Source organism: Pseudomonas sp. FBF18 (genome assembly GCF_024261405.1).
Taxonomy (GTDB): domain Bacteria; phylum Pseudomonadota; class Gammaproteobacteria; order Pseudomonadales; family Pseudomonadaceae; genus Aquipseudomonas; species Aquipseudomonas palmensis.
Genome location: NZ_QKRS01000020.1, coordinates 86,117 through 99,299, shown reverse-complemented (window position 1 = coordinate 99,299; position 13,183 = coordinate 86,117). Strand labels below are relative to the sequence as shown.

9 protein-coding genes are annotated in these 13,183 nt (G+C 68.2%); 7 read left to right on the top strand and 2 right to left on the bottom strand.

Translation table 11 applies throughout. The features are described 5' to 3' along the window. A partial coding sequence (gene imuA / locus DN387_RS23430; protein WP_254506367.1) for a translesion DNA synthesis-associated protein ImuA occupies positions 1-434 on the bottom strand: 434 nt, incomplete at its 3' end. Beyond that, positions 434-1,051, bottom strand: coding sequence for a transcriptional repressor LexA (gene lexA, locus DN387_RS23425; RefSeq protein WP_054915390.1), 618 nt, complete (start codon positions 1,049-1,051; stop codon positions 434-436). The genes imuA and lexA, both read right to left, overlap by 1 nt. A gap of 91 nt (positions 1,052-1,142) precedes the next feature. Between lexA and DN387_RS23420 the strand changes: the two genes are divergently transcribed. From DN387_RS23420 to glgX, 7 genes are all read left to right on the top strand, one after another. Beyond that, complete coding sequence (locus DN387_RS23420) at positions 1,143-1,799, top strand: HAD family phosphatase (protein WP_054915391.1); 657 nt, start codon at positions 1,143-1,145, stop codon at positions 1,797-1,799. Between the two features lie 430 nt (positions 1,800-2,229). Continuing rightward, positions 2,230-3,792, top strand: a complete 1,563-nt coding sequence (glgA, locus tag DN387_RS23415; RefSeq protein WP_054915392.1) for a glycogen synthase GlgA — start codon at positions 2,230-2,232, stop codon at positions 3,790-3,792. A gap of 13 nt (positions 3,793-3,805) precedes the next feature. Then, on the top strand, positions 3,806-5,578 hold the full coding sequence (gene treZ, locus DN387_RS23410; RefSeq protein ID WP_043862949.1) for a malto-oligosyltrehalose trehalohydrolase: 1,773 nt from the start codon (positions 3,806-3,808) through the stop codon (positions 5,576-5,578). Continuing rightward, positions 5,571-7,643, top strand: coding sequence for a 4-alpha-glucanotransferase (gene malQ / locus DN387_RS23405; RefSeq protein WP_054915393.1), 2,073 nt, complete (start codon positions 5,571-5,573; stop codon positions 7,641-7,643). Before treZ ends, malQ begins: the two co-directional genes overlap by 8 nt. Further along, positions 7,640-10,444 carry a malto-oligosyltrehalose synthase gene (locus tag DN387_RS23400; RefSeq protein ID WP_054915394.1) on the top strand — a complete coding sequence of 935 codons (2,805 nt, stop codon included), beginning with the start codon at positions 7,640-7,642 and terminating at the stop codon, positions 10,442-10,444. Before malQ ends, DN387_RS23400 begins: the two co-directional genes overlap by 4 nt. Continuing rightward, positions 10,441-10,743: a DUF2934 domain-containing protein gene (locus DN387_RS23395; RefSeq protein WP_043862952.1), complete on the top strand. Its 303-nt coding sequence runs from the start codon at positions 10,441-10,443 to the stop codon at positions 10,741-10,743. Before DN387_RS23400 ends, DN387_RS23395 begins: the two co-directional genes overlap by 4 nt. A gap of 102 nt (positions 10,744-10,845) precedes the next feature. Next, positions 10,846-13,011 (top strand): glycogen debranching protein GlgX, encoded by a 2,166-nt coding sequence (gene glgX / locus DN387_RS23390; protein ID WP_054915395.1) that lies wholly within the window; start codon positions 10,846-10,848, stop codon positions 13,009-13,011. The last annotated feature ends 172 nt before the right edge of the window (positions 13,012-13,183 follow it).

Below are 13,183 nucleotides of genomic sequence, written 5' to 3'. Positions count from 1 at the left end.
AGGCGGCGCAAGGCGCGGTCGTCGACCTGCTGCGGCCAGCACAGCACCGCGCCGCAACTGCCCGAGCGCAGGCACTGCTCGGCGGCCCACAGGGCCTCGACGCGGGAGGCCTGGATCAGCGACAGCCAGCGCAGGTCGACACCGGCTGCCAGCCAGGCGGGCGGGTACGGAATGAACGGCGGCGCCACCAGCACCACCCGTTCGCCGCTGGCAGTCAGGCGCGCCAGGCTCGGCCAGAGCAGGTGCAGCTCGCCGGCGCCCTCGGCAGCCAGCAGCAGTTCGCTGAGCGCACCCGGTGGCCAGCCGCCGCCGGGCAGCACCGCGTCCAGCGCGGCATGCCCGGTGGGTTGCAGGCCCCGGGGCTGGGCCAGCGGGCGCCCCTTCCAGACCCGCCGCTCGTCGAGCAGCCCGTCGAGGCTGACCACCGCGCCCATCAGTCGCGCCTCAACAGGCCGCAGAACACCCCTTCGATCACGAAGTCGCGTTCGGGCCCCACGTCTATCGGTGCATAGGCCGGGTTGCGCGGCAGCAGGCGGTAGTGCGTGCCTGCGCGCTGGAAGCGCTTGATGGTGACCTCGCCATCGAGCCGGGCCACCACGATCTGCCCGTCGCGGGCATCGGGCTGCTGGTGAATGCCCACCAGGTCGCCGTCGAAGATACCGTCGTCGATCATCGAGTCGCCGCGCACCTTCAGCAGGTAGGTGGGGGTACGGCTGAACAGGTGCGCATCGAGCATCAGCTGTTCGTGGATGTCCACGTCGGGCCCGATCGGGCGGCCGGCGGCCACCTGGCCCAGTACCGGGATCTCCAGCACCTCGGGGCGGCGCAGCGCACCGGCCAGGCGGATGCTGCGCGCCTGGTTGGGGGTGACCTCGATGAAGCCGGCCTCGCACAGCGCCTGGATGTGCTTGCGCGCCACGCTGCGCGAGGCAAAACCGAAGGCCTGGGCGATGTCGGCCAGGCTCGGGGGCTGCCCTTGCTGCGCGATGCGGTCGCGGATGAAGGTCAGGATGGCGGCACGTTTGGGCGATAGTCTGTTCATGGAGCACATTTGTACTCTTTTCGGGTTTATCTGACCAGCCCCGCTGATCGCCACGGCAAAATGGTTATGATGGCCCGCCGTGCAATGGAAACCGCGCCCCATGCTTGAAGCCCTGCTGTTCGACCTCGATGGCACCCTGACCGACACCGATACCCTGCATTTGCAGGCACTGCAGCAGTTGCTGCGTGAGCAGGGTCGCGAACTGAGCGAGGCCGAGTTCGACGCCCACGTCAGTGGCCGGGCCAACGCCGACATGTGCCGCTACCTGTTCCCCGGGCGCCCGGTGGCCGAGCATGAGGCATTCGCCGACCGCAAGGAGGCGCGCTTTCGTGCGCTGTCGCCGACCTTGCAGCCCACTGCCGGCCTCGAACGCCTGCTGGCGCATGCCGAGCGCCGCGGCATCGGCATGGCCGTGGTCACCAATGCGCCACGGGCCAATGCGCAGCACATGCTGGCAGCCATGGGCCTGGCCGAGCGCTTCGAGCATGTGCTGGTGGCCGAGGAACTGGCACGGGCCAAGCCCGATCCCCTGCCCTACCTCACCGGCCTGGAGCGTCTGGGGGCCAGGGCAGACCATGCGCTGGCGTTCGAGGATTCGGTGCCGGGCGTGACGGCAGCGAGCCGCGCGGGGATCCTTACCGTGGGCCTGTCGACCAGCCAGGCGCCACAGGTGCTGCTGGAGGCCGGTGCGCAGCTGGTGGTGAAGAACTTCGACGATGAGCGCCTGTGGCAACTGATTGCGCAGATGAGCGGCTGAAGCCACCCACCGCGCCGGTTTCGCCAGCCGGGCTGGCACGTGCACCATCGGGGGTCACCTTCGAGCGGTGCACGCTCGCTGTCGGTGCACCCCTGAGCCGGCCAATTCACAAAACATGACCAACGGGTCACATTTATCCCGCCCCTCTCCTACACTGTTCAATCGACCTGATACCGTCCGGAAAACTCGATCGAAAATAGTCGAAACTTCTGCAAACCCGGTAGGTCAGCAACTAAGTAGGCCAACGACTCTGGTTACCCAGGCGCAGCCCACCCCCCACTCGTCAGCACGCCATCGGCAGGAGCGCCGGCTGGCGTAGCGCTTGCACGTGTGTCCGGGGCGTTTCACCGCATCACATGACATAGCGAGAACAACAGTACAGACATGCAGCGGGTGGGATACGCCCGCAGAACAAGGGACGGAGACAAGTATGATCAGCGCCGCTGTCGAACCTCATGCAGAGCATTTCAACCCGGATACCAGCGCGCAGGTGCGTGCTGCCCAGATCGTCACGACAGCCAAGGCCCCTGCCCTCGATACCCGGCGCAACCCGAACAAGCGCAAGGTGCTGTTCGTGACCTCGGAAATCGCCGACCTGGTCAAGACCGGCGGCCTGGGCGACGTCTCTGCCGCCCTGCCGCGCGCCATGCGCCACCTGCACGATGTACGCGTGCTGATCCCCGGCTACCCGCAGGTACTCGAAAGCGACAACCCGATCCACCTGGTGGGCGAGCTGGGCGGCCATGCCGCACTGCCCCCGTGCAAGATCGGGCGCATGGACCTGGCCGACGGCCTGGTCATCTATGTACTGATCTGCCCCGAGCTGTACCAGCGCGAAGGCACCCCCTACGGCGCCAACAATGGCCGTGACTGGCCCGACAACCATATCCGCTTCGCCCGCCTGGGCCTGGCCGCCGCCGAAATCGCCGCGGGCGAGGGCATGGTGCACTGGAAGCCCGATCTGGTGCACGCCCACGACTGGCCTGCCGGCCTGGCCCCGGCCTACATGCACTGGCGCGGCCTGAACACTCCCACCCTGTTCACCATCCACAACCTGGCCTACCAGGGTGTGGTCAGCCGCGGCTGCTGCCCGGAACTGGCGATTCCCGAACACGCCCTGCAACAGGAAGGCATGGAGTTCTACGGCAAGCTGTCGTTTCTCAAGGCCGGCCTGGCCTACTCCAGCCACATCACCACGGTCAGCGCCACCTATGCCCGGGAAATCACCACCCCGACCTTCGGCTGCGGGCTCGACGGTTTTCTTGGCAGCAAGGCGCAGCAGGGCCTGCTCAGCGGCATCCCCAACGGCATCGACGAAAGCTGGGATTCGGCCACCGACACCCACCTGACCCACCGCTTCAGCATCAACGACTGGGAAGGCAAGGCGGCCAACAGCAGCCAGGTGCGCGAGCTGTTCGAGCTGGAGCCCTCCACCGGCCCGCTGTTCGCCGTGGTCTCGCGCCTGGTGTACCAGAAGGGCCTGGACCTGACCCTGGGGGTGGCCGAGTACATCGTCGAACAGGGCGGCCAGATCGCCATCATCGGCCGCGGCGAACCGGAGGAAGAGCAAGCCATGCGCGAGCTGGCCAGCCGCTTCCCGGGCCGCGTGGGGGTGCGCATCGGCTTCAACGAGACCGACGCACGGCGCATGTTCGCCGGCAGCGACTTTCTGCTGATGCCCTCGCGCTACGAGCCCTGCGGCCTGAGCCAGATGTACGCGCAGCGCTTCGGCTCGCTGCCGGTGGCGCGCAACACCGGCGGCCTGGCCGACACCATCGAGAATGGCGTCACCGGCTTTCTGTTCGACGAATCGAGCGTGGAGAGCTACCGCGAAGCACTCTCGCGGGCCTTCTACGTATACGGCAAGAAACACCTGCTCAATGCCATGCGCTGCCTGGCCATGACCCAGCCATTCAACTGGTGTCAGGCCGTGGAACCCTATGCCCACCTGTACGAGGAACTGGTGACGCGCGCCACGCTCAACGCAGGCTGAGGAGAACTGCCGTATGCCCTTCAGGTCACAGGAACACGCGACCCACGGGGCCGTGATGCTGGACAGCCACACCACCCGCTTCGCCCTCTGGGCGCCCGATGCCCGGCAGGTGGAGGTGGAATGTGAAAACGCCGCCCCGCAACCCATGCAGCGCAGTGACGACGGCTGGTTCGTGCTGCGCCTGCCCTGCCCGGCCGGTACGCGCTATCGCTACCGTATCGACGGCGACCTGTCGGTCGCCGACCCGGCCAGCCGTGCCCAGCCCGACGGCGTGCACGGCCCCAGCCAGGTGCTGGGCACCGAATATGCCTGGCAACACCCCGACTGGCAGGGCCGCCCCTGGCACGAGGCAGTCATCTATGAAGTGCACGTGGGCCTGCTGGGCGGTTACGCCGGCGTGGCCAGGCACCTGCCGCGCCTGGCCGCACTGGGCGTGACCGCCATCGAGCTGATGCCCATCGGGCAGTTTCCCGGCCAGCGCAACTGGGGCTATGACGGCGTGCTGCCGTTCGCCCCGCAAGCGAGCTATGGCACTGCGCAGCAACTCAAGGCGCTGATCGACCAGGCCCACGCGCTGGGGCTGATGGTGCTGCTGGATGTGGTGTACAACCACTTCGGCCCCGACGGCAATTACCTGCACCGTTATGCCCAGGGCTTCTTTCGCGAAGACCGGCATACGCCCTGGGGCGCGGCCATCGATTTTCGTCGCCGCCAGGTGCGCGACTTCTTCATCGAGAACGCCCTGATGTGGCTGCACGACTACCGCTTCGACGGCCTGCGCCTGGATGCGGTGCACGCCATCGACGACCCTGATTTTCTGCATGAGCTGGCCCGCCGCGTGCGCGCCAGCACCGCACCGGGCCGGCAGGTGTGGCTCACCCTCGAGAACGAGCGCAACCAGGCGCACCTGCTCCAGGAGGGCTACGACGCGCAGTGGAACGACGATGGCCACAACGCCCTGCACGTGCTGCTGACCGGCGAGCAGGAAGGCTACTACGTCGATTACCGCGAGGCGCCGCTGAACAAGCTGGCGCGTTGCCTGAGCCAGGGGTTCGTGTTCCAGGGCCAGCCGGACCGCAACGGCGAGCCGCGTGGCGAAGCCAGCGGCCACCTGCCGCCCAGTGCCTTCGTGCTGTTTCTGCAGAACCATGACCAGATCGGCAACCGCGCGCTGGGCGAGCGGCTCGAGCGCCTGTGCCCGCCCCAGGCCCTGCGCGCCGCCACCGGGCTGCTGTTGCTGGCACCGATGATCCCGCTGCTGTTCATGGGCGATGACTGGGGGTGCCGCCAGCCCTTCCTGTTCTTCACCGATCACCACGACGACCTTGCCACCGCCGTGCGCGAAGGCCGACGCGCCGAGTTCAAGGGGTTCAAGGCCTTCGCCGACCCCGAGCAACGGGCGCGCATCCCCGACCCGAACGCCGCCCAGACCTTCCTCGACTCGCAACCGCAATGGGGCGAGGACAGCGAGCAATGGGTGGCGCTGTACCGTCGCCTGCTGTACCTGCGCCACCAGCACATCATCCCGCGCCTGCCGGGCACCCGCGCCCTGGGCGCCCAGGTGGTCGACGGCCAGGGCGTGAGCGCCCGCTGGCAACTGGGCGATGGCAGCGAGCTGCGCATCGACCTCAACCTCGGCCAGCAGCCACTGGCCCTGGACCTGCCGGCCCGCGAGCGGCACCTGTTCGAAAGTTGCGAACTGCCCCCGGGCCCACCCTGCCTGCCGCCGTTGAGCTGCGTGGTGAGCCTGACCCCTTCCTGCCCCACGGAGCCTGTGCATGCCTGACCTACCCTTGCTGCAACTGGCCGAACGCGCTGGCCTGGCGGTGGACTGGATCGACGCCAACGGGCGCGCCCAGCGTGTCAGCGAACCGGTCCTGCGGCGCATCCTGGCCGCCCTTGGCCACCCGGCCGCCGACGACATCGCCATCGCCAACAGCCTCAAGGCCCTGGAAAAAGCCCACGATTCCCGTCACCTGCCGCCACTGCTGACGGTCGACCAGCACCAGCCGCTGGACCTGTCGCGCTACTTCGCGGCCAACAGCCGCTGCGAGGTGCAGCACGAGGACGGCACCCGCCAGCAGCTGCAGCTGGATGCCCAGGCCCTGCTGCCGCCAGGGCTGCCACTGGGGTATCACCAGCTGCATATCGACGCCACCACCTTCACCCTGGCCGTGGCCCCGGCGCAGTGCTACAGCCTGGCCGATGCGCTGGGCACCCCGCACCCACGGTGCTGGGGCCTGAGTGCCCAGCTGTACAGCCTGCGCCGCCCGGGCGACGGCGGGCTGGGCGACTGCCTGGCACTGGAGGGCCTGGCACGCAGCGCCGCCGAGCGTGGCGCCACGGCCCTGGCCATCAGCCCGGTGCACGCCATGTTCACCCGCAACCACCCCAGCTACAGCCCGTATTCGCCGTCCAGCCGGCTGTTTCTGAACAGCCTGTATGCCAGCCCCCAGGCGGTGATCGACGAGCGCACGGTGCGCATCACGGTCCAGGCCCTGGGCCTTGAGGCCCAGCTCGAACAGCTCGAAGGCCTGCCATTGATCGACTGGCCACGGGCGGCCGGGGCACGCCAGCAGATATTGCAGGCGCTGTACCAGGGCTTTATCAAGGGCGAGCAACCGCAGCGCGCCGACTTCGACAGCTTTCGCCACGCCGGCGGCCAGGCGCTGGAAGACCACTGCCGCTTCGAAGCGCTGCTCGATGCCGCCGCCGAACGCGGCGAAAGCCAGGACTGGCGCCAGTGGCCGGCCGCCTGGCTCGACCCGCGCAGCGCCGAGATTGCCGCGTTTGCCGCCGACCACGTCGAGCAGATCGGCTTCTATGCCTTCTGCCAGTGGCTGATCGCACGCAGCCTGGAACGTGCCCAGGAAGCGGCGCGCGGCAGCGGCATGGCGGTGGGCCTGATCGCCGACCTGGCAGTGGGGGCCGACGGCACCGGCAGCCAGGCCTGGAGCCGCCAGGACGAGCTGCTGGCCGAGCTGCACGTCGGCGCCCCGCCCGACATCCTCAACCGATCGGGGCAAAGCTGGGGCATCTGCGCGTTCTCCCCCGAGGGCCTGCGCCGCAACGGCTACCGCGCCTTCATCGAGATGCTGCGGGCCAACTTCGCCCACGCCGGGGGCCTGCGCATCGACCATGTGATGGGCCTGCAGCGCCTGTGGCTGATCCCCCAGGGCGCCGCCCCCAGCGAAGGCGCCTACCTGCACTACCCACTGGACGACCTGCTGCGCCTGCTGGCCCTGGAGTCGGTGCGCCACAAGGCCATCGTGCTCGGCGAAGACCTGGGCACGGTGCCCGAAGGCCTGCGCGAAAAGCTCGCGGCCCGCGCGATCCTGGGCATGCGTGTGCTGCTGTTCGAGCAGGACCCGCCCGGGCAGTTCACCCCCATCCTCGACTGGCCCGACAACGCCCTGGCCACCACCAGCACCCACGACCTGCCCCCGCTGGCAGGCTGGCTGCAGGCCCGCGACATCGACTGGGGCCAGCGCCTGGGGGCGATCGACGCGATCACCGAGCGCGACTGGCGCGACAGCCGCCAGCATGAAATCCAGGGCCTGCGTCGCCTGCTGCACAGCAGCTACGGCGACACCAGCAGCGAAGCCGACACCCTGATCGATGCCAGCCTGCGCCTGCTCGGGCATACCCGTGCGCCGCTGGTGCTGGTACCGCTGGAAGACCTGCTGGGCGTGGACGAACAACCCAACCTGCCCGGCACCGTCGACACCCACCCCAACTGGCGCCGCCGCTTCGCGTTGCCCGCCGCACAGCTGCTGGACGACAGCGATGCGGCGCGACGCCTCGAGCTGCTGGCCCAGGCCCGTGAACAAGCCTTCGAGCGTGACCGATGAACAGCCTCACCGCCACACTGCGCCTGCAATTTCATGCCGACTTCAGCCTCGACGATGCGGTGCCGCTGGTGCCCTACTTCGCCCGGCTGGGTATCAGCCACCTGTACGCCTCGCCCCTGTTGCAGGCGCGGCCCGGTTCGCGCCACGGCTACGACGTGGTCGACCCGACCCGGGTGAGCCCCGAACTGGGTGGCGAGGCGGCGCTGGAACGCCTGGTGGCCGCGCTGCGCCAGCACGGCATGGGCCTGATCCTGGACATCGTGTCCAACCACATGGCCGTGGGCGGCGCACACAACCCCTGGTGGCAGGACCTGCTGGCCTGGGGCCGGCGCAGCCCCTACGCCGAGTTCTTCGACATCCAGTGGCATTCGCCCGACCCGTTGCTCAAAGGCCAGTTGCTGTTGCCGTTCCTGGCCAGCGACTATGGCGCGGTGCTGCAGGCCGGGGAAATCCCGCTGCGTTTCGACGCCCGCCACGGGCGCTTTCACATCGAGCACCACGAACACCGCTTCCCGATCAGCCCGCCGGACTATGCGCGCATCCTGTGCGTCAGCGGCCACCCGGAACTGAGCGAACTGGGGGCACGCTTTGCCGCCTTCGAGGGCCAGCGCCACGCCCCGGCCAACGTCGAGGCGGTGCACCAGGCCCTGGCCGAACTGGCCCGCGAGCCGCGCATCGGCCAGGCCATCGACCAGGTGCTGGCCGCCTTCGACGGGCGCACCCCCAGCGGTTTCGAGCACCTGCATCAACTGCTCGAACAGCAGCACTACCGCCTGGCCAGCTGGCGCACCGCCGGTGACGACATCAACTGGCGGCGCTTTTTCGACGTCAACGAGCTGGGCGGCCTGCGCGTGGAGCGCCCGGCGGTGTTCGAGGCCACCCATGCCAAGGTGTTCGAGCTGATCGAGCGCGGCCTGGTCGACGGCCTGCGCATCGACCACATCGACGGCCTGGCCGACCCGCGCGGTTACTGCCGCAAGCTGCGCCGACGCGTCGACGGCCTGCTCCCACGCCGGCCGCTGAGCGCTGCGCTCGAGCACTTTCCGATCTACGTGGAGAAGATCCTCGGCCCCGGCGAGCGCCTGCACGACGACTGGCGGGTGGACGGCAGCACCGGCTACGAATTCATGAACCAGGTCTCGCTGCTGCAGCATGACCCGCAGGGCGAAGCCGAACTGACCGCGCTGTGGCACGACCTGAGCGAGCGCCCGGCGTTCGTCGAGGAACTGCGCCTGGCCCGCCAGCTGGTGCTCAATGCCAGCCTGGCCGGCGACTTCGAATCGGTGGCCCAGGCCCTGCTGCAGGTGGCGCGCAACGACATCATGAGCCGCGACCTGACCCTGGGCGCCATCCGCCGCGCGTTGCAGGCGCTGGTGGAGCACTACCCGGTGTACCGCACCTACATCAATGCCTGCGGGCGCCCGGCGATGGACGAGGGGTTCTTCCAGCAGGCCCTGGCCGATGCGCGTTCGAGCCTGGGCGAAGCCGACTGGCCGCTGCTGGACCACCTGCAGCGCTGGCTGGGCGGCCAGCCCTGGCGCGAGCTGGGCCCGGGGCGGGCGCGCAAGCAGTTGCGCCACGCCTGCGTTCGCTTCCAGCAGCTGACCTCGCCCACCGCTGCCAAGGCCGTCGAAGACACCGCCTTCTATCGCTCGGCGGTGCTGTTGTCGCGCAACGACGTGGGCTTCGACGCCGAGCGCTTCAGCGCGCCGGCCGAGGCCTTCCATGCCAGTTGCCAGCAACGCCTGGCGCACTTCCCCGACAACCTGCTGGCCACCGCCACCCATGACCACAAGCGTGGCGAAGATTGCCGCGCACGCCTGGCGGTGATCAGCGAACGCAGCCACTGGTTCTGCCAGCGCGTGGAGCTGTGGCGTGAACTGGCCTCGCCCCTGCGCACACAACTGGCCGATGGCGTGGCACCGAGTGCCGGCGATGAACTGCTGCTGTACCAGACCCTGCTCAGCAGTTGGCCGATGACGCTGCGCTGCGATGACACCCAGGCCTTGCGCGGCTACGCCGAACGCCTGCGCCAATGGCAGCGCAAAGCCCTGCGCGAGGCCAAGCTGCGCAGCAGCTGGAGCGCCCCCAACGAGGCCTACGAGCAGGCCTGCGCACGCTTCATCGACGCCCTGCTGCTGGAGCCGCAATGCCAGCAGCTGCGCCAGTCGGTGGCCGAGGCGGCGCAGGCCCTGGCCTGCCCGGGCGCGCTCAACAGCCTGGTGCAGAGCCTGCTGCGCATGACCGTGCCGGGGGTGCCCGACCTGTACCAGGGCAACGAATGCTGGGACCTGAGCCTGGTCGACCCGGACAACCGCCGCGCGGTGGACTACGCCGCGCGTCGCCAGGCCCTGGACGACAGCCTGCCCCCCGCCGAACTGCTCGGGCACTGGCAGGACGGGCGGGTCAAGCAGGCCCTGATCGCCCAGGTGCTGGAGCAGCGCCGGGCCTACCCCGAGCTGTTTCGCCACGGCCGCTACCAACCCCTGGAGGTACGCGGCAAACACGCCGAGCGGGTGCTCGCCTTTGCCCGTATCGGCGAGGCGCAACGTGCGGTGGTGGTGGTGCCGCGGCTGGCCTCGGGCCTGCTGGGCAACGCCACGCAACCCTTGATCCCGGCACAGAACTGGGACGATACCCGTGTGCTTTTACCGTTCGCCTTGTGCGCTGCCAATTGCACGGGACTTTTCGCCCAGGGCGCAGTCACACCCTCTAACGAGCTGTGGCTGAGCACTGCGCTCAAAGCCTTCCCCGTCAATCTCTTCATAGAACAGACTGAGTCATCAGGAGCGTCGAGATGAGTGCTGAGGAAAAACGTATCCGCGAATTCGCCTACCAGATCTGGGAGTCGGAAGGTAAACCCGAAGGCCAGGAGGAGCGCCACTGGGAGATGGCGCGCAAGTTGGCCGAAGCCGAGGCCATTGCGCCCAAGGCCGCCCCGCGCAAGCCCCGTACCACCCCGCCAGGCGCACCGCCGGTAGCCCCTGGCGCCAAGCCAAAGCCCGGCGCCGCCGCGTCCAAGGCCAAGCCACCGGCCCCTGCGGCCAAGCCCGACCCGGCAAAGAAGCCGCGTACCGCGAAGAAGCCCGCCACGCCCTGACGCCGCCGTACCTTGCGTCACTACCGCCCCGGGGCAGCGCAACGCTGCCCCGGCGCCCAGTGCGTCGCCTTTCGCCCCCCAAGGATCGCTACAAGGATTGCCATGACCCAGCCCAAGTCCAAACACAACACCCAGCCCGACGCCGTTGAACCTTCGCGCATCCGCGAGGGCCTGCCCTTCCCCCTGGGCGCCACCTGGGATGGCCTGGGTGTGAACTTCGCACTGTTCTCGGCCAACGCCACCAAGGTCGAACTGTGCCTGTTCGACGCCAGCGGCGAACATGAGCTCGAGCGCATCGAACTGCCCGAGTACACCGACGAGATCTACCACGGCTACCTGCCCGACGCGCACCCGGGGCAGATCTACGGCTACCGCGTGTACGGCCCCTACGAGCCGCAGAACGGGCACCGTTTCAACCCCAACAAGCTGCTGATCGACCCGTATGCCAAGCAGCTGGTCGGCGAGCTGCGCTGGTCCGAGGCGTTGTTCGGTTACACCATCGGCCACCCCGATGGCGACCTCAGTTTCGACGAGCGCGACAGTGCGCCGTTCGTGCCCAAGTGCAAGGTCATCGACCCGGCCTACACCTGGGGCCGCGACCAGCGCGTGGGCGTGCCGTGGGATCGTACCGTGTTCTACGAAGCGCACGTGCGCGGCATCAGCATGCGTCACCCGGCGGTGCCGGAAGCGGCGCGCGGTACCTTCGCCGGGCTGATGAACGACGAACTGCTGGGGCACATCAAGGGCCTGGGCGTCAGCTCCATCGAGCTGCTGCCGATCCACGCCTTCGTCAACGACCAGCACCTGCTGCAAAAGGGCCTGAACAACTACTGGGGCTACAACAGCATCGCCTTCTTCGCGCCCCACCCGCGCTACCTGGCCAACGGCAAGATCGCCGAGTTCAAGGAGATGGTCGCGCACCTGCACGACGCCGGCCTGGAGGTGATTCTGGACGTGGTCTACAACCACACCGCCGAAGGCAACGAGCAGGGCCCCACGCTGTCGATGCGCGGTATCGACAACGCCTCGTACTACCGCCTGATGCCCGACGACAAGCGCTACTACATCAACGACTCGGGCACCGGCAACACCCTGGACCTGAGCCACCCCTGCGTACTGCAACTGGTCACCGACTCGCTGCGCTACTGGGCAGGCGAGATGCACGTTGATGGCTTTCGCTTCGACCTGGCGACCATCCTGGGCCGCTACCACGAAGGCTTCGACGAGCGGCACAGCTTTCTGGTGGCCTGTCGCCAGGACCCGCTGCTGAGCCAGGTCAAGCTGATTGCCGAACCCTGGGACTGCGGCCCCGGTGGCTACCAGGTGGGCAACTTCGCGCCGGGCTGGGCCGAATGGAACGACCGCTTTCGCGACACCGTGCGCGCCTTCTGGAAAGGCGACGAAGGCCAGCTGGCCGACTTTGCCGCGCGCATGACCGCCTCCGGCGAGCTGTTCAACCGCCGCGGCCGGCGCCCCTATGCCTCGGTCAACTTCATCACCGCCCACGACGGCTTCACCCTGCGCGACCTGGTGTCGTACAACGACAAGCACAACGAGGACAACGACGAGAACAACCAGGACGGCAGCAACAACAACATCTCCTGGAACCACGGGGTCGAGGGGCCCACCGACGACCCCGAGATCAACAGCCTGCGCCAGCGCCAGATGCGCAACTTCTTCGCCACCCTGCTGCTGGCCCAGGGCACGCCGATGATCGTGGCCGGCGACGAGTTCAGCCGCACCCAGCACGGCAACAACAACGCCTACTGCCAGGACAGCGAGATCGGCTGGATCAACTGGGACCTGGACGAGCAAGGCAGCGCCCTGCTCAAGTTCGTCAAGCGCCTGACCAAGCTGCGCCTGGCCTACCCGATCCTGCGCCGCAGCCGCTTCCTGGTGGGCGACTACAACGAGGCGATCGGGGTCAAGGACGTGACCTGGCTGGCGCCGGACGCCAGCGAGATGAGCGTGGAACAGTGGGAAGACCCGCAAGGGCGTTGCCTGGGCATGCTCATGGACGGGCGCGCGCAGGTCAGCGGCATCCTGCGCCCGGGGGCAGACGCCACCTTGCTGCTGATCGTCAACGCGCACCACGACGGCGTGGACTTCACCCTGCCCGACGTGCCCGAGGGCGAGTACTGGAACTGCCTGATCGACACCGACCGGCCGCAGCTGCGCAAGGCCCAGCGCCTGGAATTCGGCAGCGTGTTCAACGTCACCGGACGCTCGTTGCTGCTGTTGGAACTGCAACGGGACGAGGACGCCTGACGCTTTAGCAATCATTCGAAATAGCCAGCCGCGTTGTCATTCGCAACGCGGCTATGCCCATTCAGTAACCGCTATTTTTCAACCGCTTACCCCCTCCAACACGGGCATCACAAAATAATCACACAATCTTGACGCCTGCCTGCGACTCTCCTTAGCTACACCTAGAACCACC

What these genes read in the sequence shown, in the direction of transcription:
- lexA (WP_054915390.1), bottom strand. Translation starts at nt 1,051, where the DNA reads ATGTGCTCCATGAACAGACTATCGCCCAAACGTGCCGCCATCCTGACC.
- DN387_RS23420 (WP_054915391.1), top strand. Translation starts at nt 1,143, where the DNA reads ATGCTTGAAGCCCTGCTGTTCGACCTCGATGGCACCCTGACCGACACC.
- DN387_RS23400 (WP_054915394.1), top strand. Translation starts at nt 7,640, where the DNA reads ATGAACAGCCTCACCGCCACACTGCGCCTGCAATTTCATGCCGACTTC.
- glgA (WP_054915392.1), top strand. Translation starts at nt 2,230, where the DNA reads ATGATCAGCGCCGCTGTCGAACCTCATGCAGAGCATTTCAACCCGGAT.
- DN387_RS23395 (WP_043862952.1), top strand. Translation starts at nt 10,441, where the DNA reads ATGAGTGCTGAGGAAAAACGTATCCGCGAATTCGCCTACCAGATCTGG.
- malQ (WP_054915393.1), top strand. Translation starts at nt 5,571, where the DNA reads ATGCCTGACCTACCCTTGCTGCAACTGGCCGAACGCGCTGGCCTGGCG.
- treZ (WP_043862949.1), top strand. Translation starts at nt 3,806, where the DNA reads ATGCCCTTCAGGTCACAGGAACACGCGACCCACGGGGCCGTGATGCTG.
- glgX (WP_054915395.1), top strand. Translation starts at nt 10,846, where the DNA reads ATGACCCAGCCCAAGTCCAAACACAACACCCAGCCCGACGCCGTTGAA.